Source organism: Culturomica sp. (genome assembly GCF_003524185.1).
GTDB lineage: Bacteria > Bacteroidota > Bacteroidia > Bacteroidales > Marinifilaceae > Culturomica > Culturomica massiliensis.
In genome coordinates this window covers 14,977-35,207 of the sequence record NZ_DOED01000012.1, presented here as the reverse complement: position 1 = coordinate 35,207, position 20,231 = coordinate 14,977, and the positions used below count along the sequence as shown (strand labels likewise).

Annotated in this window: 16 protein-coding genes; 3 read left to right on the top strand and 13 right to left on the bottom strand. The window is 42.6% G+C overall.

All coding sequences use genetic code 11. The features are described from left to right. Window positions 1–160: 160 nt before the first annotated feature. The 6 genes from DD657_RS05245 to DD657_RS05220 form a co-directional block, all read right to left on the bottom strand. A complete protein-coding gene (locus DD657_RS05245) occupies window positions 161–451 on the bottom strand; it encodes a hypothetical protein (RefSeq protein WP_068692031.1) in 291 nt (96 codons plus the stop codon). Between the two features lie 49 nt (window positions 452–500). Continuing rightward, on the bottom strand, window positions 501–989 hold the full coding sequence (locus DD657_RS05240; RefSeq protein WP_118774461.1) for a GNAT family N-acetyltransferase: 489 nt from the start codon (window positions 987–989) through the stop codon (window positions 501–503). Window positions 990–1,067: 78 nt separating this feature from the next. Further along, complete coding sequence (locus tag DD657_RS05235) at window positions 1,068–1,538, bottom strand: GNAT family N-acetyltransferase (protein ID WP_068692029.1); 471 nt, start codon at window positions 1,536–1,538, stop codon at window positions 1,068–1,070. A 131-nt stretch (window positions 1,539–1,669) separates the two neighbouring features. Then, a complete protein-coding gene (locus tag DD657_RS05230) occupies window positions 1,670–2,617 on the bottom strand; it encodes a metallophosphoesterase (RefSeq protein WP_021987628.1) in 948 nt (315 codons plus the stop codon). A 10-nt stretch (window positions 2,618–2,627) separates the two neighbouring features. Beyond that, window positions 2,628–5,429, bottom strand: a complete 2,802-nt coding sequence (locus DD657_RS05225; protein WP_021987629.1) for a TonB-dependent receptor — start codon at window positions 5,427–5,429, stop codon at window positions 2,628–2,630. A 20-nt stretch (window positions 5,430–5,449) separates the two neighbouring features. Beyond that, complete coding sequence (locus tag DD657_RS05220; RefSeq protein WP_021987630.1) at window positions 5,450–6,007, bottom strand: hypothetical protein; 558 nt, start codon at window positions 6,005–6,007, stop codon at window positions 5,450–5,452. 161 nt (window positions 6,008–6,168) lie between these two features. Here DD657_RS05220 and DD657_RS05215 point away from each other — a divergent pair, with 161 nt between their 5' ends. From DD657_RS05215 to fbp, 3 genes are all read left to right on the top strand, one after another. Further along, window positions 6,169–7,311: an iron-containing alcohol dehydrogenase gene (locus tag DD657_RS05215; protein WP_021987631.1), complete on the top strand. Its 1,143-nt coding sequence runs from the start codon at window positions 6,169–6,171 to the stop codon at window positions 7,309–7,311. Between the two features lie 5 nt (window positions 7,312–7,316). Then, window positions 7,317–8,096 (top strand): Cof-type HAD-IIB family hydrolase, encoded by a 780-nt coding sequence (locus DD657_RS05210; RefSeq protein ID WP_287048842.1) that lies wholly within the window; start codon window positions 7,317–7,319, stop codon window positions 8,094–8,096. A 289-nt stretch (window positions 8,097–8,385) separates the two neighbouring features. Then, entirely contained in the window at window positions 8,386–9,387 is a 1,002-nt protein-coding gene (gene fbp / locus DD657_RS05205; RefSeq protein ID WP_021987633.1) for a class 1 fructose-bisphosphatase, read from the top strand. 7 nt (window positions 9,388–9,394) lie between these two features. Here fbp and DD657_RS05200 read toward each other — a convergent pair whose 3' ends face one another. From DD657_RS05200 to rplK, 7 genes are all read right to left on the bottom strand, one after another. After that, window positions 9,395–9,706, bottom strand: coding sequence for a DUF3467 domain-containing protein (locus DD657_RS05200; RefSeq protein ID WP_021987634.1), 312 nt, complete (start codon window positions 9,704–9,706; stop codon window positions 9,395–9,397). 130 nt (window positions 9,707–9,836) lie between these two features. Next, on the bottom strand, window positions 9,837–14,090 hold the full coding sequence (rpoC, locus tag DD657_RS05195; protein WP_287048839.1) for a DNA-directed RNA polymerase subunit beta': 4,254 nt from the start codon (window positions 14,088–14,090) through the stop codon (window positions 9,837–9,839). A gap of 83 nt (window positions 14,091–14,173) precedes the next feature. Beyond that, entirely contained in the window at window positions 14,174–17,986 is a 3,813-nt protein-coding gene (gene rpoB / locus DD657_RS05190; protein WP_021987636.1) for a DNA-directed RNA polymerase subunit beta, read from the bottom strand. 94 nt (window positions 17,987–18,080) lie between these two features. Then, window positions 18,081–18,458, bottom strand: coding sequence for a 50S ribosomal protein L7/L12 (gene rplL, locus DD657_RS05185; RefSeq protein ID WP_021987637.1), 378 nt, complete (start codon window positions 18,456–18,458; stop codon window positions 18,081–18,083). 43 nt (window positions 18,459–18,501) lie between these two features. Beyond that, a complete protein-coding gene (gene rplJ / locus DD657_RS05180) occupies window positions 18,502–19,020 on the bottom strand; it encodes a 50S ribosomal protein L10 (protein ID WP_021987638.1) in 519 nt (172 codons plus the stop codon). A 29-nt stretch (window positions 19,021–19,049) separates the two neighbouring features. Then, window positions 19,050–19,745 carry a 50S ribosomal protein L1 gene (gene rplA, locus DD657_RS05175; protein WP_021987639.1) on the bottom strand — a complete coding sequence of 232 codons (696 nt, stop codon included), beginning with the start codon at window positions 19,743–19,745 and terminating at the stop codon, window positions 19,050–19,052. A gap of 24 nt (window positions 19,746–19,769) precedes the next feature. Next, window positions 19,770–20,207, bottom strand: a complete 438-nt coding sequence (gene rplK / locus DD657_RS05170) for a 50S ribosomal protein L11 (RefSeq protein WP_021987640.1) — start codon at window positions 20,205–20,207, stop codon at window positions 19,770–19,772. Window positions 20,208–20,231: the final 24 nt, after the last annotated feature.

Below are 20,231 nucleotides of genomic sequence, written 5' to 3'. Positions count from 1 at the left end.
GACTTTTTGAACAGAAAAACAAGGACCGGCAGTTAAAGCTGATGCCGGACAATTTCAAAGGGACAATTTCGAAGGCAAAAAAAAGAAAGCAAAAATCTTTCCGCAATACGAATATGATTTTACGACACTGTGTTCAATCGTTAGTCTGCTTTCACCGGTATTACTTCGTTTTTTCATTTTCTCTTCTCTCCAATATTCTTCTGGCATACCTGTTCTGGGCATACCACATTCCAGTCAGGCAAACCAAATTCATCATCACGGCAGGGATCATGGTTTCAAGGGCATGATCGATCCCTATAACAAAAACACATATTACCAGTCCAAATAAGGTGAAAGCCAGAATAAAAATCGCCCATTTGTATACCTTACTTTTGGCATTTCGGATTATCCGCTCTTCATTCTTCTGTTTCCAGGACAGTATCCGTTCTTTTTCATCCAAACAACTCTTCATCGCTTATAAATTTATCTATTTTGCCCGGTTATTTTCAATAGTTTAATTATCAAACACACTTTTGAAAGGCAATACGCGGCGAACCATCTTCCACATATATAATTCCGCATCTCTGGAAACCGTTTTTTTCCAATATCTTTTGCATGATCCGATTATCCTGGTGCGTATCGACGCGAACATTAGGACATTGCTGTAAACACCACCGGATACATATATCTGCAATTCCTTTCCTCTGTCCGGAAGAACTCAAACGGTGAATTACTCCGTAGGGTTTATCGTTCAACCATTCTCCTTCCTCTATTTTTGCATAATTCGGCTCTATTCCCCGGAAAAAACAAAATACGCCGACAATATGGTTGTTGTCTTCCACACAAACATAACTGTTTCCTTGTACAATATCTTTTTCCACCACTTCCTCTGACGGATACCCATTAATCCATTGGCTGACATTTCCGGTTTGCCGCATAAATACTCTTGACCGGTCATAAAGTTTCATAACCGACTCCATATCCGTTTTCTGCGTTTTCCTGATTTTCACATCACAACATGCCAAATCTGCCATATTTTTCGAACAAATTTTCCTATCTGCTAAATAATTCATATAAAAATCTCTCCTTTAAAGAAGTTTCTCCATCGAATAATTGGTCATTACAACCCCTCCGATATTCACCACATTTTCCCGGACCACATCAAATCCATGCTTTTCAAAAAAAGGACGGGCTGTAATACTGACTTCCGATGTCAACTTTTCAGCACCTTTACATTTTGCCAGAAACTCTGCTTCATGTAACAGTAAAGTTGCAACCCCTCGGCGCTGTTGCCGGTAATCCACAAACATAGAATGTATATATCCATTTGCATTTACCGAAGTAAAACCTGCAAGCTCTCCGTCTTTTTCCGCCATCATAAACACTAAGTCACCCGCAAACAATTCCCGCCAACGGTTTTCATTTGCTTTCTGCCCCCATGCCTCTATTTGTTCCGGCGTATAATCCCGAATATTGACTTTTTTCAAGGTAGTCTGAAAAAGAGCCGCAATAACGGGAATGTCCACAATTGTTGCTTTACGTATTCTCAAATCGCTCATAACAGGAATCTTCTACTGTTTGTAAAGATAAAAAATCTCTGGTATACTTTTACCCTGTTACAAAAAAATAAAAGAGGCTACCGAAAATCCGGTAGCCCTTCCGACGCTATTCACAAATACAATATCTGATTTTACTTTTTCCGTTCTACAACATAAAGTACATTTCCATCCTTATCCAGCATATACAGGCGCAGGTCCTGATCCGATGCCGAACATACCGAAAATCCGGTAGCACCGCTGCAAAATTGAGTACCTTCTATGGCTTTTACTTTGCGGCTTAAAGCCCCCGCTGTATTCACAATATAATCCACCGGGGAATCTTCCCGCCGAATATGCTGAAAATTATGGATATGTCCACACACATACATATCAACTTTGTGTTTTTTCAATATCGGATTCAAACGTGCCTGCATATCCAACCGCTCTCCTTCCGCTTTACCGGTTTCTGCATACACCGGATGGTGTCCCAGTACAATCGTCCATGTTGACTTATTTACAGTCAACACTGAATCAATCCATTCGAATTGCCTGTTCATATCCTGTTTTCCGGCATCCGGATACTCTTCTTTATTGTTCCGGTATTTATCAATCATCGGAGCCGTATCGACAAACACCAAACGAATTGTTGTTCCTGCCTTATCTACTGTAAACTCTTTCGTATAATAACGGCCTTCCATACACCAGCGACGACTGATTTTAGCATAATCGAGTACGGCCTGGGTATTCCCGTTATATTCGTGATTTCCCAACACCGGAAACCAGTACAACATCAACTCCGGATGTGAATAAATCAATTCATAATTAGTCATCCACAACGGATCATTTACACTCGCAACTCCCTCAAAATGATGCACATCACCTACAGCAGCAACAAATTCAGGTCCAATTACCTCTGCCAACTCTCCCATTTTCTCTGCAATCGGTTTTTGATCGTAATATCCGTTACGTCCCATATCGTTCACCACATAAAAATTAAAACGTCCGTCCAACTCTTTTTCCAGGTGCCCTATCTGCGCCGACGCCAACACACTCCATACGGTTAACACAACCGATAGAACACTCCATTTTATAATCTTCATTTTTTTCTATTTAAAAGTTTACTTTAAATCCTACATTCAATTTCACGCCATAATATTCCGCCTGAGCTGTCAGGTCTTTACGCCCCTGGTAATAACGCAACGGTTGATTCAGCAAATTATTGGCTTCTGCAAATACGGTATAATGTTTTGCAAAAGTATAACTGGTATTCAAATCCAAATAATTCACCTTATCATAGTAGCGGTCTTCAAAAGGATTCCCTCCAAACTCATCGATAAAATCACTGGCAAAATTATAAGACAAGCGCACATTCAATCCTTTACGTTCAAAATAAAGCGATACGTTGGCAATATGTTCGGGCGATCCAGCCAAGGGTAAATCTTCATTTTCAAGCTTATTCCCCTCGCTGTCTTCCCGTTCCAACCTGAAATCCGTAATTTTTGAATGAGTATAGGTATAATTTGCGTACAATCCGAAATAACGTAATGCAGGTGCTATAAATCCGAAATCACGTTGCCAGGACAATTCGACCCCGATCAGATCTGCTTTCCCGGCATTTACCGGTTTGATAACTTTTCCGTACTGTGTTCCTTCGTAATCTGCATCAATCCAACGTTGATCTACAATAAAATCATTAATACGCTTGTAATATACGCCGGCAGAAACCATGCCGAAAGTCGGGAAGAAATATTCCGCACTGAAATCGACATTATGAGACAAAGTTGCTTTCAATTCCGGATTTCCCAAGGATACTTCATCATCCTTACGGCTAATGCTCACATGCGGCACTAAATCATAATATTTCGGGCGAGCGATCGTATTGGTATAAGACAACCGGAATATCAATGATTTCGTTGCATCATATTTCAATAACACTGAAGGCAATACATTCAGATAGCTATCCGTTATCTCGGGCGTATCCGTCAGCGTCGGATCACCGCCTTCCCCCTTGGCCGGAATCTCTAATTTTTTACCACGGTATTTCAAATGGGTATTCTCCAAACGTACTCCTACCGTTGCATTTAATCTCCGGGTAATATCCTGATCATAGCGAACGAATCCCGAAGACACGGTTTCCTTAGCCTTAAAAATTCCTCCCAACTCATCCGGCACTTCTTTTTTCTCGAACAATGAAGCGTTATTTAAATCCAAATGTCCCAGATATTGTTTCGTCACAAAATTTCCGGCCCGATAATTACCTGCATAAAAATCCGAACGTGTCTGATCTTTCAAATGCCTGAAACTTTCCTGGTCAAAATCCTCATTCAGTGATTCATATTCATAAAATTCCAAATCCCGCTTTTTGCTTTTAGCCACCACTTTGGCTCCGAATTTCAAGTTTCCGGTCTCATAGCCGATCCGCACCGGCACATTTAAATTCAAACTCCCTTTAAAATCCGTTTCCCTGATATCTTCCTGTTGCTCCGTCAACTCATCCAATTCATAACCGGCGGCAGCTCCCAATAGCATATCTGCCTCATTCTTCGCTACCATATACGGCTTGCGTAAATCGGATAAATCCGGAGTAAATTGCACCTTTTCTTTCACATACCCCATATAACGTTCATTCGGACGCTTTTCCGATGCTTGAGCGTAAGATACATTCCAGTTCAACAAAGTTGTTCTGAACAGATGTTCTCCATTCAAAGCGAAGTCCATCGTCTGTTGCAGTTCCAAACGGGCATTTTTATTATCGGGAGTACCGCCTTTGGTCTGAAACACGACTTTCTTGGCCAATCCTTCTTCATTGATATCTTTTATTGACTGGCGAAACCGGTTTTCCCAATCCTTCCGCCGATTGTATATACCTTTAAAATCGATACGATGATTCAGATTAAACCGATATCCCAATGAAGCCGAATAACTTTGGCGTTCCCGTTGTACGAAATATTGACGTACCTGTGATTCTTCCAGGTATACATTCCCATTGTCCTCTTTCCAGACAAACTCTATATTGTCCGAACCGATCGGACTATTCTGATAAGAAGCGGAAAGAATCATCCCCAATTTATTATTCCAAAAATTATCTCCATAAGTCAATGCTGCATTTACCTGCATCCGTTCAGAAATAAAATTCCAACCGGTACCGACACTGGCATTCAATATCCGCTTTGCCGGTGCACTTTTAGTCACCAAATTCACCGAACCACCAATTGCATCGGCATCCATATCCGCCGTCACCACTTTATTCACTACAATGGTTTGAATCATATCGGCAGGAATCAGGTCCAACTGTACATTCCGGATATCTCCCTCAGCGGAAGGCAAACGGTTACCGTTTACCGTCACAGAACTGAAATCCGGAGATGTACCGCGAATCTGGCCAAAACGTGCTTCTCCCTGATCATACTGCACATTAATACCTGAAATACGTTTCATGGCATCTCCGATATTCGCATCCGGGAAACGTCCTACCTGATCGGCAGATACGACATTCCGTAAATTCTGACTGCTTTTCTGATAATTCACAGCCCGTTGATATCCCTGAAAAGTACCTCCAACTTCTACTTCCTCCAATTGCTGGCGATCTCCTTTCAATACCACATCCTTTTCAATGGTTTGCCCGGCTTTTACACTTATTTCCAGTGTCACGGTTTCATATCCGACATAACTTACCGTCAGATGATATTTCCCGACCGGAATTTTTGAAAAAATATAGAAACCATTTACATCACTCACCACTCCATTTTTCAATTCATCGATATAAATCGTCGCTCCGGGAAGGGTTTGTTTCGTTTCATCACTGATACGACCACGTAACACTCCGTTCCCCTCCTGTCCCATCGCCAACAGACACACCACATTCAGTATCCCTGTCATCACAAGGATTGAAAACAATTTCATCAGTTTCATTTGTAAAAAATTAGGATTAATTATTCATAGATATTTTTCAGCTTTACCCGGCAGAAACAAGCAATCTGTTTTTCTATGCTCTTTCTGGCCTCTTGTAAGGCCTGCTCAAAATCTGTCGTATTTTCTGTATCTACACTCGCCAAAGCTACTCTCACCACATAAGCAAAGGTTTCCCGGTCAGTCATGGAATAATCGTTCTTCTTGTTTTTCTGCTTATAATATTTCTCAATATGCTTTACGGCATTATAAATTGCCGGTTTACGAACAACAGTTCTCAAAGAAGGATCACCGGCATCCACCCGTTCCCGGGAAATAAAACGTTCATTCACAAGCGACAACAAATTACCGACTTCCTTCCCATATAGTACTTCCATTGATTTCGGACAATTATTTGCTGTTCCAGCTTTTTCAGCCGACCAAAATTCCCACTGATAAATATTGGTTTCTCCGGCAACGGCATCGGCCGTAACGTCAGTTTTCATTTTATGCCCGCTTTTCTCAAGGCTTGCATACATACTCTGTGCATCTACCCGCATTATCCCGCCTACAATCAACAACAAAAAAAGAATAGTTTTCATGTTTCTGCATTTTTAATTTTCTAGGACAAAAAAAATGAAAACATGTTACAGAATTGTTTATCTTCCATTACAAACCAATGAAGTTCACCATACTTTTTCAACCCGGTCATTATTTTGATATTCCCCCTATTATATCTTATATTTGTAAAAAATAAAGCGCTATGAACAATTTCATTTTTCAAAATCCTACACGGTTGATTTTCGGTAAAGGAATGATTGCCGAATTGAGCCGGGCAATTCCTACCGATAAACGTATTATGATCACTTTCGGAGGTGGAAGTGTAAAGAAGAACGGAGTTTATGAACAGGTAATACAAGCCCTCAAAGGACATAATTACGTCGAATTCTGGGGCATAGAACCCAATCCTGCCATAGAAACTTTACGTAAAGCCATCATTTTAGGTAAAGAGAAAAAAGTAGATTTCTTATTGGCTGTCGGAGGAGGCTCGGTTCTCGACGGCACAAAACTGATCTCTGCCGGATTAAAGTATGACGGAGATGCCTGGGAACTGGTCCGGAAAGGGGCTTATTCCGATACTGTTCCTATGGGAGCCGTACTGACATTGCCGGCTACGGGATCGGAAATGAATAAGGGGGCCGTCATCTCCCGCCACGAAACCCAGGAAAAATATGCATTTTACGGCAATTATCCGGTGTTTTCGATTTTAGATCCCGAAACGACATTCACACTGCCTCCTTATCAGGTGGCTTGCGGATTATCGGACACATTTGTACATGTTATGGAACAATACCTCACCACTCCCGGACAATCCCGCCTTATGGACCGTTGGGCGGAAGGAATTCTAAGTACATTGATCGAGATTGCTCCCCGAATCCGGGAGAACCAGCATAACTATGATCTGATGGCTGATTTTATGCTATCAGCTACAATGGGATTGAACGGTTTTATCGCCATGGGTGTCACCCAAGATTGGGCTACCCACATGATCGGTCACGAACTGACAGCTCTTCACGGCTTGACCCACGGAGCAACACTGGCTATTGTCTTTAACGGTACACTCCGCACCTTACGTAAGCAAAAATACGGTAAAATCCTCCAATACGGAGAACGTGTATGGGGCATCACCCAGGGTTCGGATGATGAACGTATCGATCTCACCATCGAAAAAACAGAAGAATTTTTCCGCAGCCTGGGACTTTCGACACACCTCAGTGAAGAAAATATCGGAGAAGAAACGATCCAGGAAATAGAACGCCGTTTCAATGAAAGAGGTGTCGCCTTCGGAGAAGCACAAAACGTAACAGGTAGTGTCGCCCGTGAGATTTTACACAATTGTAAATAAATCACATGATCAAAGCAGCATTCTTTGATATAGACGGGACTCTGGTAAGCTTCAAAACTCACCGGATTCCCGTTTCTACCATTCAGGCATTGGCCGGTTTACGGCGAAAGGGCATAAAGGTATTCGTAGCCAGTGGACGCCACAAACTTTCTATGAATAACCTGGGAAATGAAACTTTCGACGGCTATATTACACTTAACGGAGGATTGTGCCTGATCGGAAACCGGATTATTTATAAACACCATCTGCCGGTAAGCGATATGAATACCCTTATCCCTTATCTGGAAACATCCAAAGCATTTCCTTGTGTTTTCATCCAGGAGAACACCTTATCCATCAATTATATGGACACCAATACACAGGAAACATTCCGTTTATTAAACTTTCCGGAACCCCCGATATGCCCGCTAAAAGCAATCGAAGATAAAATTTTTTACCAGTTGCTGGGATTCTTCCGCCAGGAAGAAGAACAACAAATTATGTCCTTACTTCCGAATTGCAGGGCTACACGCTGGAATCCATTATTTACAGACATTATTCCTACAGAAACCAGCAAGAGAGTCGGAATTAGCAAAATATTGGAATATTTTGGGATAGCTCCGGAAGAAATCATAGCCTTCGGAGACGGAGGCAACGATATAGAAATGCTTCGTTATGCGGGAATAGGAGTCGCTATGGGAAATGCCGCAGATGAAGTAAAACAAATAGCAGACTATGTCACAACCGGCGTTGACAATAACGGCATCGCGCAAGCTTTACAACATTTCAATCTGATCGAAACGTAAACCGGAAAAACAGCCGCTATCACAATCGGATACTCTGTGCCAGGCAATATATGAAATACAATCCATATACCCAGAGAAGTGCTGCGGCTGTTTTTCTATACTTTCCCAAGAATTTTTACAAAGGGGGTTAAACAAATATAAGAAAATTACTCATATCAAACAAGATTCGTAATTGTTTCCTTTACTTCTTTTCAGCCTCAGTTCTTTAAAGAATATTTCACTGCAAACGTTTGTGTAATGCAAAAATAGGTTCTATCTTTGCACCCACTAATACACCTAATCTACTATTATGCATAAAGTTACAACATTAAATCAATTTATTGTCGAGCAGCAGGCCAAATATCCGGACGCTACAGGAGATTTCTCCCGCTTATTACACCACGTCGGAATCGCTGCCAAAAAAGTAAACAGAGAAGTAAACAAAGCCGGTCTTGTCGACATTTTAGGACGGGCCGGAGCAGAAAATGTCCAAGGTGAAGATCAGCAAAAACTGGATGTATATGCTGATAACACATTTATCGACGAATTGCGTGCCAGCGGAGAATGCTGCGCAGTTGTCTCCGAAGAGAAACAGGATATCATCGTCTTCAAGGAAGGTATGCATCAAAATGCCAAATATATCTTTTGCATGGACCCTTTGGACGGCTCCTCCAATATTGACGTCAACGTATCGATCGGGACCATATTTTCTATCTACAGAAGAATTTCACCCAAAGGTAGCTATGTCACAAGTGAGGATTTCTTACAGAAAGGAGACAAGCAAATTGCAGCAGGATATATTATCTACGGCTCCTCCACCATGTTGGTCTATACTTCCGGGAATGGAGTAAACGGTTTTACACTGGACCCTTCTATCGGAGAATTCTGTCTTTCACATCCCGCTATCCGCACTCCGGAAAATGGTACGATCTATTCCGTAAATGAAGGACATTACGTCAACTTCCCGGACGGAGTAAAAAAATTCATTAAATATTGCCAGGAAAAGGATGAAACGACAGACCGTCCTTTCACGTCGCGTTATATCGGCTCGCTGGTTGCCGACTTCCATCGTAATCTGCTCAAAGGAGGAATCTTTATCTATCCGCAAACCAATAAGCACAAACAGGGCAAATTACGTCTGCTCTACGAATGCAACCCGGTTGCTTACATTGCAGAGCAAGCAGGCGGGCTGGCTACCGACGGAGACCGCCGTATATTGGATATCGTACCGGAAACAATCCACCAACGCATACCCTTTTATACAGGCTCCAAATGTATGGTAGAAAAAATCGTAGAATTCTTACATAAATAAAAAGGTCTCAGGCTTGCCCCTGAGACTCTAAATTCAAAGGGAATACAGTATTCTGATTTTCTTCGGGCAAATTAATCTTTCCGTTAATCTGCTCATATTTGCGTATATTATCCTGTAATGCAAACATCAACCGTTTTGCATGTTCGGGTGTCAGAATAATACGGCTCTTCACTTCTGCCTTGGGAATACCGGGCATAATACGTACAAAATCGACAATGAATTCTGAAGAAGAGTGAGAAATAATCGCCAGATTGGCATAAGTTCCCTGAGCAACTTCATGATTCAGTTCAATATCTAATTGTTGTTTTTTTTCTTCCATCGTCTATTGTTTTTATTCATCTTTATTTCAAAATTAATGAATTCCTGACAGAATCCAAAAAGAAGTCCGGCAGAAAACCACCGGACGCTATAAAATAAAAAAGAGCACTTGTGATAAGTGCCCTTTTTCTTTATTTGGAAATTCTTTCCATATCTTCTTTAGAACCGACAACCAATGTACGCAGTTCTTTCATACCGGTACCTACCGGAATCAAGTGACCGCAGATCACATTTTCTTTCAGGCCTTCGAGTGGATCAACTTTACCGTAAATAGCGGCTTCGTTCAATACTTTCGTCGTTTCCTGGAAAGAAGCTGCAGAAATAAAGCTGGAAGTCTGCAAAGCAGCCCGGGTAATACCCTGCAATACCTGAGATGAAGTTGCGGGTACTGCATCACGAGACTGTACAATCTTCATATCGCGGCGTTTCAACTGAGAGTTGATATCCCGGAGTGTACGGGCAGAAATAATCTGTCCCGGTTTTACCCGATCGGAATCACCGGCATCCAATACCACTTTCTTACCGAACATCTCGTCATTTTCTCCCATGAACTCTGCTTTGTCCACGATCTGATTTTCGAGGAAGCGGGTATCTCCGGAATCCTGAATCAACACTTTACGCATCATCTGATGAACAATGATCTCGAAGTGCTTGTCATTGATCTTCACACCCTGCATCCGGTATACATCCTGTACTTCGTTCACGATATATTCCTGCACTTTAATAGGACCTTCGATATTCAGAATATCCGTCGGCGTAATGGCTCCGTCTGACAATGGGGTACCGGCACGCACATAATCGTTTTCCTGTACCAGTATCTGTTTTGTCAGAGATACCAAATATTTCTTCACTTCACCGGCTTTCGAGGTCACTATGATTTCCCGGTTACCGCGTTTGATCTTACCGTAAGTCACCTCACCGTCGATCTCCGATACGACAGCAGGATTAGACGGATTACGGGCTTCAAACAACTCGGTAACACGAGGAAGACCTCCCGTGATATCCCCTGCCTTACCGACAGCTCTCGGAATCTTAACAATCGTACTACCGGCAATCACTTTATCTCCTTCTTTAACGACAATGTGAGCGCCTACCGGCAAGTTGTAACTCTTCACAGTCTCACCTTTTTCGTCTAAGATAAGGATAGCCGGAGCTTTCGTTTTATCCCGGAACTCGGTAATTACTTTTTCACGGAAACCGGTGGTTTCATCTGATTCCTCCTTATAAGTTTCGCCTTCGATCAAATTTTCGGAAGCAATTTTACCGCTGAATTCAGTAATAATCAATGCATTGAACGGGTCCCATTCGCAAAGTAAATCCCCTTTCTTCACTTCTGTGCCACTCTTCACAAATACTTTTGCTCCGTAAGGAATATTATTCGATAATAGAATGATATTCGTATTTTTATCGATAATCCGAAGTTCTGCCAAACGCCCGACAACAACATCGCATTTCTGACCGTTTTCCAGGGTATACTCTACAGAACGCATCTCTTCAAACTCCACAACACCGTCGTATTTGGCTTTTAAAGAGTTTTCAGTAGAAATATTACCGGCAGTACCTCCCACGTGGAATGTCCGCAGCGTCAACTGTGTACCCGGTTCACCGATAGACTGTGCAGCAATTGTTCCGACAGCTTCTCCTTTTTCTACCAGACGACCGGTAGCCAGATTACGCCCGTAACATTTTGCACAAACACCTTTTTTCGCCTCACACGTCAATACCGAACGTACTTCAACACGCTCTATCGGAGAATTTTCTATTGCCGATGCAATAACTTCCGTAATTTCCTCTCCGGATTTTACCAATAATTCACCGGAATGCGGGTGGTAAATATCGTGTACGGATACACGTCCCAATATCCGCTCATACAAAGAAGATACGACCTCTTCGTTATTTTTAATTGCAGCGATAGTAACACCTCTCAAAGTACCGCAATCCTCTTCCGTAATGGTAATATCATTGGCGACATCCACCAGACGACGGGTCAAATAACCGGCATCTGCCGTTTTCAAAGCCGTATCGGCCAAACCTTTACGAGCACCGTGGGTAGAAATAAAGTATTCCAATACCGACAACCCCTCTTTAAAGTTCGCCAAAATCGGGTTTTCGATAATCTGTCCGCCTGTAGCTCCGGATTTTTGAGGTTTTGCCATCAATCCACGCATACCGCCCAACTGACGGATCTGTTCCCGTGATCCACGGGCTCCGGAGTCAAGCATCATATAAATAGAGTTAAATCCCTGATCGTCTTCTGCCAACTGCTTCATCAATGTAGCCGTCAGATTGGCATTTACATGGGTCCAGATATCGATGATCTGATTGTAACGTTCATTATTTGTAATGAATCCCATATTATAATTGGCCATCACTTCTTCCACCTGATCATATCCCTCTTTCAACAAAGCGTCTTTTTCAGCCGGAACAATAACGTCAGCCAAATTAAAGGACAAACCGCCTTCAAATGCCATACGGTACCCCAAATCCTTGATGTCATCCAGGAATTTAGCGGTAACATCCACGCCACAACGTTTAAACACGTCACTGATGATATCCCGCAGAGACTTCTTGGTAATCAATGTATTGATATACGGGAAATTCTTCGGTGTATATTGGTTCAATATAATACGACCTACAGTCGTATCGATCATATGAACATATTCTTTCCCTTCTTTGTCTACATCTACGATTCTCACCTGAACCTTAGCGTGCATATCCACAGCCTTTTCATTCAGTGCAATAATCACTTCCTCCGGAGAATAGAATTTCAAACCTTCTCCTTTCGCTCCCTTACGCGGTTTTGTAATATAATACAATCCCAATACCATATCCTGAGAAGGTACGGTAATAGGCGCACCGTTGGCAGGATTCAAAATATTGTGGGCACAGAGCATTAAAATCTGGGCTTCCAATACGGCTTCATTACCCAACGGTAAATGTACAGCCATCTGGTCACCGTCGAAGTCCGCATTGAACCCGGTACATGCCAAAGGATGCAAACGGATAGCCTTACCTTCGATTAATTTCGGCTGGAAAGCCTGGATACCCAAACGGTGCAACGTCGGAGCACGGTTTAGCAATACAGGATGGCCTTTCAATACGTTTTCCAGAATATCCCAAACCACCGGATCGCGACGGTCTACAATTTTCTTGGCGCTCTTTACGGTCTTCACAATACCCCGTTCGATCAGCTTACGGATGATAAACGGCATATACAATTCAGCCGCCATATCTTTCGGTAAACCGCATTCGTGCATTTTCAAATCCGGTCCGACAACAATAACAGAACGGGCAGAATAATCCACACGTTTACCCAACAAGTTCTGACGGAAACGTCCTTGTTTACCTTTCAAACTGTCGGACAGTGATTTCAGCGGCCGGTTATTTTCGATTTTCACAGCATTGGATTTGCGTGAATTATCGAATAACGAATCCACGGCTTCCTGTAACATACGTTTTTCATTACGCAGAATCACATCCGGAGCCTTGATTTCGATTAACCGTTTTAAACGATTGTTTCTAATGATAACCCGACGGTATAAATCATTCAAATCGGAAGTAGCAAAACGACCTCCGTCCAGCGGTACTAACGGACGCAATTCCGGCGGAATTACGGCCAGTACCTTCACGATCATCCATTCAGGTTTATTGACTTCTTTACTTTCGCGGAAAGCCTCAACCACCTGTAAGCGTTTCAACGCTTCGTTCTTACGTTGTTGAGAGGTTTCCGTATTTGCTTTATGACGCAACTCGTAAGACAAATTATCCAGATTCAATCTTTCGAGCAACAGGCCGATTGCCTCGGCCCCCATTTTAGCAATAAACTTATTAGGATCATCGTCGTCCAAATGTTGGTTATCTGCGGGTAAAGCATCCACCAGATCGATATATTCTTCCTCGGTCAGGAAGTCGAGCTCACTGATTCCTTTCTCCGCTAATATACCGGGTTGAACCACAACATATCTTTCATAATAAATAACAGAATCCAGTTTTTTGGAAGGCAATCCTAACAAATAACCGATCTTATTGGGCAAAGACTTAAAATACCAGATGTGAGCAACAGGCACTACCAACTGTATGTGTCCCATCCGTTCACGCCGTACTTTCTTTTCAGTTACTTCTACTCCACAACGGTCGCATACAATACCTTTGTAACGAATACGCTTGTATTTTCCACAATGGCATTCGTAATCCTTCACCGGACCGAAGATCCGTTCGCAAAACAGACCGTCACGCTCTGGCTTATAAGTACGATAGTTGATCGTCTCCGGTTTGAGCACCTGTCCGCTGGAATGTTCCAGAATCTCTTCAGGTGATGCCAAACCGATCGCTATTTTTGTAAAGCTCTTGGGCTTGTTGGTGTTATTATCTTTTCTAAAAGCCATCTTTTTTGATTTTAGATCCCGGATTTCAAATTTACGTCCCGGACTAAAACCGGAGACCGTAAATCAAAATCGTAAATCGTAAATTATATCAAGTTAACACTTAATCCGAGTCCTCTCAATTCATGCAACAATACATTGAATGATTCCGGTAATCCGGGAGTCGGCATCGGCTCACCTTTGACAATGTGCTCGTAAGTTTTGGTTCTGCCGACAACATCGTCAGACTTCACTGTCAGGATTTCCTGAAGGATATGTGCAGCACCGAAAGCCTCGAGAGCCCAAACTTCCATCTCACCGAAACGCTGACCACCGAACTGTGCTTTACCACCCAAAGGCTGTTGCGTAATCAATGAGTACGGTCCGATAGAACGGGCATGCATCTTGTCATCGACCATATGGCCCAGTTTCAAGAAGTATGTCACACCCACCGTTGCCGGCTGGTCGAAACGCTCTCCGGTACCTCCGTCATACAGATAAGTCGTACCGTAACGCGGAACACCGGCTTTATCGGTATAAGCATTGATGTCATCCAGATTAGCACCATCGAAAATCGGAGTTGCAAATTTCAGTTCCAATTCTTTTCCGGCCCATCCTAACACAGCCTCGAAAATCTGTCCCAGATTCATACGGGAAGGCACACCCAGCGGGTTCAGACAAATGTCCACCGGCGTACCGTCTGCCAGGAAAGGCATATCTTCCACTCTGACAACACGGGACACAATACCTTTGTTACCGTGACGACCGGCCATCTTATCACCGATTTGCAGTTTACGTTTTTTAGCCACGTACACTTTCGCCATCTTGATGATACCGGAAGGTAACTCATCACCTACAGTAGCATTGTATTTCTTACGTTTCATCTGGCCTTCAATCTCCTTGTACTTGATCACATAGTTGTGAAGCAAATCCCGGATCATGTCATTTTTCTGCTTGTCTGTTGTCCATTTATTCGGATTGATCTCCAAATAATTCAGATTTTGCAGGGTCTTCAACGTAAATTTCACGCCTTTCGGTATCACATCTTCATTCAGGTAGTTCTTCACACCCTGGGACGTCTTACCATTGGTCAGCTCGAACAGCTTATCTATCAGAAGTGTATTCAAATCCCCGACTTTACGTTCGAATTGTTCGTCGATTTCTGCCAGTAAAGTTTTTCCGGCAGCTTTCGATTTGCGGTCTCCGATCGTCCGTTGGAATAATTTCTTATCGATAATGACACCTCTTAAAGAAGGAGAAGCTTTCAATGAAGCATCTTTTACATCTCCGGCCTTGTCCCCAAAAATAGCACGCAGCAATTTCTCTTCCGGACTCGGATCGGATTCTCCCTTCGGTGTAATCTTACCGATCAGGATATCTCCGGGTTCTACCCGGGCTCCGATACGGATAATACCGTTTTCATCCAAATTTTTCGTAGCATCTTCACTTACATTCGGAATATCAGCCGTCAACTCTTCCAAGCCTCGCTTGGTTTCGCGGACTTCAAGAGAATATTCATCGACATGCACTGACGTAAATACATCGTTGCGCACGATATTTTCAGAAATCACGATAGCATCCTCATAGTTGTATCCCTTCCAGGGCATATAGGCCACTTTCAGGTTACGTCCCAAAGCCAGTTCCCCATCTTCGGAAGAATATCCTTCCGTGAGTATTTCTCCGGCTTCTACCCGTTGTCCTTTCTTGACAATCGGACGCAAAGTGATGGTGGTACTCTGGTTGGTACGTTTGTATTTCGGCAGGAGATATTCTCTGGTATCACCGTCGAAGCTTACGAAACGTTCTTCCTCTGTCTGGTCGTATTTAATGACAATCCGGCGTCCATCGACAAAGTCAACGATACCTGCGCCTTCTGCTACAACCTGGGTACGGGAATCCCGTATCAAAGCCCCCTCCAGACCGGTTCCCACAATCGGAGCCTGCGGCTTGATGATGGGCACAGCCTGACGCATCATGTTAGATCCCATCAATGCACGGTTAGCATCGTCATGTTCCAGGAAAGGAATCAACGAAGCGGCAATAGAGGCGATCTGATTCGGAGCAACGTCGATCAAGTCAACCTTTTCAACGTCTTCCACAGGGAAGTCACCGTCTTTCCGGGATTTTGCCCGTTTTTTCACGAAATGTCCGTCATCCCCTACTTTGGCATTTGCCTGCGCAATCACCAGACCTTCTTCTTCTTCTGCGGACAAATATTTTACACCTTCCGAAGACAAATCGACAACTGCATTGTCAACTTTCCGGTAAGGAGTTTCGATAAAACCGAGTTCGTTAATCTTCGCATATACACAAAGCGAAGAAATCAATCCGATATTCGGGCCTTCCGGAGTTTCAATCGGACAGAGACGACCGTAGTGTGTGTAATGAACGTCTCGCACCTCGAATCCGGCACGATCGCGGGACAAACCACCGGGTCCCAGGGCTGACATACGACGTTTGTGCGTAATCTCGGCCAACGGGTTGGTTTGATCCATAAACTGAGACAAGGCATTCGTTCCAAAGAAAGAATTGATCACAGAAGACAATATCTTGGAATTGATCAAATCTACCGGAGTAAACACCTCATTGTCCCGGACATTCATCCGTTCACGAATGGTACGGGCCATACGGGCCAATCCCACACCGAACTGATTGTATAATTGTTCTCCGACAGTACGTACACGCCGGTTGCTCAAGTGGTCGATATCGTCCACATCCGTACGGGCATTCAGCAACTTGATCAGATATTTGATAATCTCAATGATATCTTCCTTCGTCAATATCCGTACGGAAGGATCTGTAGACAAACCTAATTTTTTATTCAGTTTATAACGGCCTACATCTCCCAGGTCGTAACGTTTATCCGAGAAGAACAACTTATCGATCACGTCGCGGGCTGTCGCTTCGTCAGGCGGCTCCGAGCTACGTAATTGTCTGTAAATATGGAGCACTGCTTCTTTCTCCGAGTTACACGGATCTTTCTGCAGTGTATTATATATAATGGCATAATCTGCCAGATTTTGCTTTTCTTTATGCAACAGAATGGTTTTAGCTCCCGATTCTACAATTGCATCGATATGTTCATTTTCCAGAACAGTCTCACGATCCACAATGATTTCGTTACGTTCGATAGATACGACTTCCCCCGTATCTTCATCCACGAAATCCTCCACCCAGGTCTTCAAAACACGCGCAGCCAAACGACGGCCAACGACTTTTTTCAATCCCGATTTGGAAACATTTATTTCATCTGCCAGGTCGAATATCTGAAGAATATCCTTATCCGTCTCAAAACCGATAGCGCGCAACAATGTCGTCACCGGCAATTTTTTCTTCCGGTCGATATACGCATACATCACATTATTGATGTCTGTAGCGAACTCAATCCACGACCCTTTGAACGGAATAATTCTGGCTGAATAAAGCTTGGTACCGTTAGCATGAACGCTCTGTCCGAAAAACACTCCCGGCGATCTGTGCAACTGTGATACGATGACACGCTCAGCCCCATTGATTACGAAAGTTCCTTTCGGAGTCATATAAGGGACATTCCCGAGGTATACATCTTCGATAACCGTATCGAAATCCTCATGTTCGGGGTCCGTACAATACAGCTTCAGTTTTGCCTTCAGAGGCGCACCATAAGTCAATCCCTGTTCCAGACACTCGTCTATCGTATAGCGGGGCGGATCGATAAAATAATCGAGGAACTCCAGCACGAAATTATTCCGGGTATCGGTAATAGGAAAGTTCTCTTTAAAAACGGTGTAAAGGCCTTCGTTTTTTCTGTTTTCGGGAGTAGTACCCAATTGAAAAAAGTCTTTGAAAGACTTTAATTGCACTTCAAGAAAATCAGGATATTCCAATTGATTTTTAATGGAGGCAAAGCTTATTCTTTTATTTGAATGATTTGAAGACATCTATTAATTTTTTGGAACCTAAACAATAATAACAACAAAACGGTTTAGAGTCAAAAATGACTCTAAACCTTAAAAACCCAAAGGGTTCTATGACTTATTTAAGTTCAACTTCAGCTCCAGCTTCTTCTAATTGAGCTTTCAACTGAGCAGCTTCTTCTTTAGAAACTTTTTCTTTCAGAGGAGCCGGTGCTTTGTCAACTAATTCTTTAGCTTCTTTCAGTCCAAGACCGGTCAGCTCTTTCACTAATTTAACAACACCTAACTTAGCAGCACCTGCTGATTTCAGGATAACGTCGAACTCGGTTTGTTCAGCGGCAGCGGCAGCACCGGCACCAGCTGCAGGAGCAGCAACAACAGCAGCAGCTGCTGCAGGTTCGATTCCGTATTCTTCTTTTAAGATGTCAGCTAATTCTTTTACGTCTTTTACAGTCAGGTTAACTAATTCCTCTGCAAGTTTTTTCAAATCTGCCATTTCGATAATTATTTAAATTGTTTTTACTCTAGATAAAATAAAATTATGCTCTATCTTCCAGCGTTTTCAACACGCCACCGATAGTATTCTTCCCTGATTCCAGAGAAGAGATAAGTTTCTGCATCGGTGATTGAAGCAGTAAGATAATATCGCCCAGTAATTCTTCTTTCGATTTAACATTAACAAGCGACTCTAACTGATTTTCACCAACATAGACACATTCTTCAACATAAGCAGCCTTAAATACAGGTTTGTCATGGCTCTTACGGAACTCTTTAATTAATTTCGCAGGAGCATTTCCTGTTTCACAAAGCATTACAGCACTGGAGCCTTTCAAAGAACCGTAAAGGTCTTCATAATTTGCTTCCAGGCCATCGAGTGCTACTTTCAACAAGGTATTTTTCACCTGTATCAGTTTAATCCCGGCTTTGAAACATTCTCTCCGCAAATCCTGAGTCGCAGCAGCATCCAGTTCAGAAATATCACTTACATACAGATGCTTGTACGATTTAATCTGCTCGGTTAAATTGTCTATGATTACTTGTTTTTCTTCCCTTTTCATTCTACAAAGGTCCTTTTAAAGGTTAATAATTAATCAAGTAATGACTTAAGGTCTAATTTAATACCGGGACTCATTGTACTTGACAGGAACACACTCTTTACGTAAGTACCCTTAGCAGAAGACGGTTTCAGCTTCTGGATCATGTTCATGAACTCACGAGCATTGTCCTTAATCTGATCAGCCTCAAAAGTTACTTTACCGATAGAAGTGTGCACGATACCAAACTTGTCAACTTTAAAATCAATTTTTCCCTGCTTAACCTCATGAACAGCTTTACCAATTTCCATGGTAACAGTACCGCTCTTGGGGTTCGGCATCAATCCACGCGGACCTAAAATTCGTCCTAAAGCACCGATTTTACCCATGATAGACGGCATGGTAATAATGATATCGATATCAGTCCAACCTGATTTCAATTTCTCAATATAATCATCCAATCCAACATAGTCGGCTCCGGCAGCTTTAGCTTCTTCCACCTTATCAGGTGTACAAAGTACCAAAACACGAACCTGTTTACCGGTTCCGTGAGGTAAGGTGACAACACCACGTACCATTTGATTAGCTTTACGTGGGTCTACACCCAGACGAACGTCCATGTCAACTGACGCATCAAACTTGGTAAAAGTAATCTCCTTCACAAGTTTAGCAGCTTCTTCAATGGTATAAACTTTACCATTTTCGATCTTTTCTAAAGCTAACTTCTTATTTTTTGTCAGTTTACTCATTACGTTTGAAGTATTACAAATTCATTAAAAAGGTTTCTCACCCTCAACGGTGATCCCCATACTTCTGGCAGTTCCAGCTACCATGCTCATTGCTTTTTCCACTTCAAAAGCGTTCAAATCACTCATTTTTCCCTCTGCGATCTGTTTTACCTGATCCCAGGAAATAGAGGCTACCTTTTTACGGTTGGGTTCCGCAGAACCTGATTTGATTTTTGCCACTTCCAAAAGTTGAATTGCAACAGGAGGTTGTTTGGTGATAAAATCGAAAGATTTATCTCCGTAAACCTGAATAATTACCGGAATAATCTTTCCTGCCTGGTCCTGAGTTCTTGCATTGAATTGTTTACAGAAGTCCATAATATTGACTCCTTTAGAACCTAATGCAGGTCCCACAGGGGGAGAAGGATTAGCGGCACCAGCTTTGATCTGTAGCTTAATAATAGCTTCAACTTCTTTTGCCATGATTTTTTCTTCTCAATAATTTAA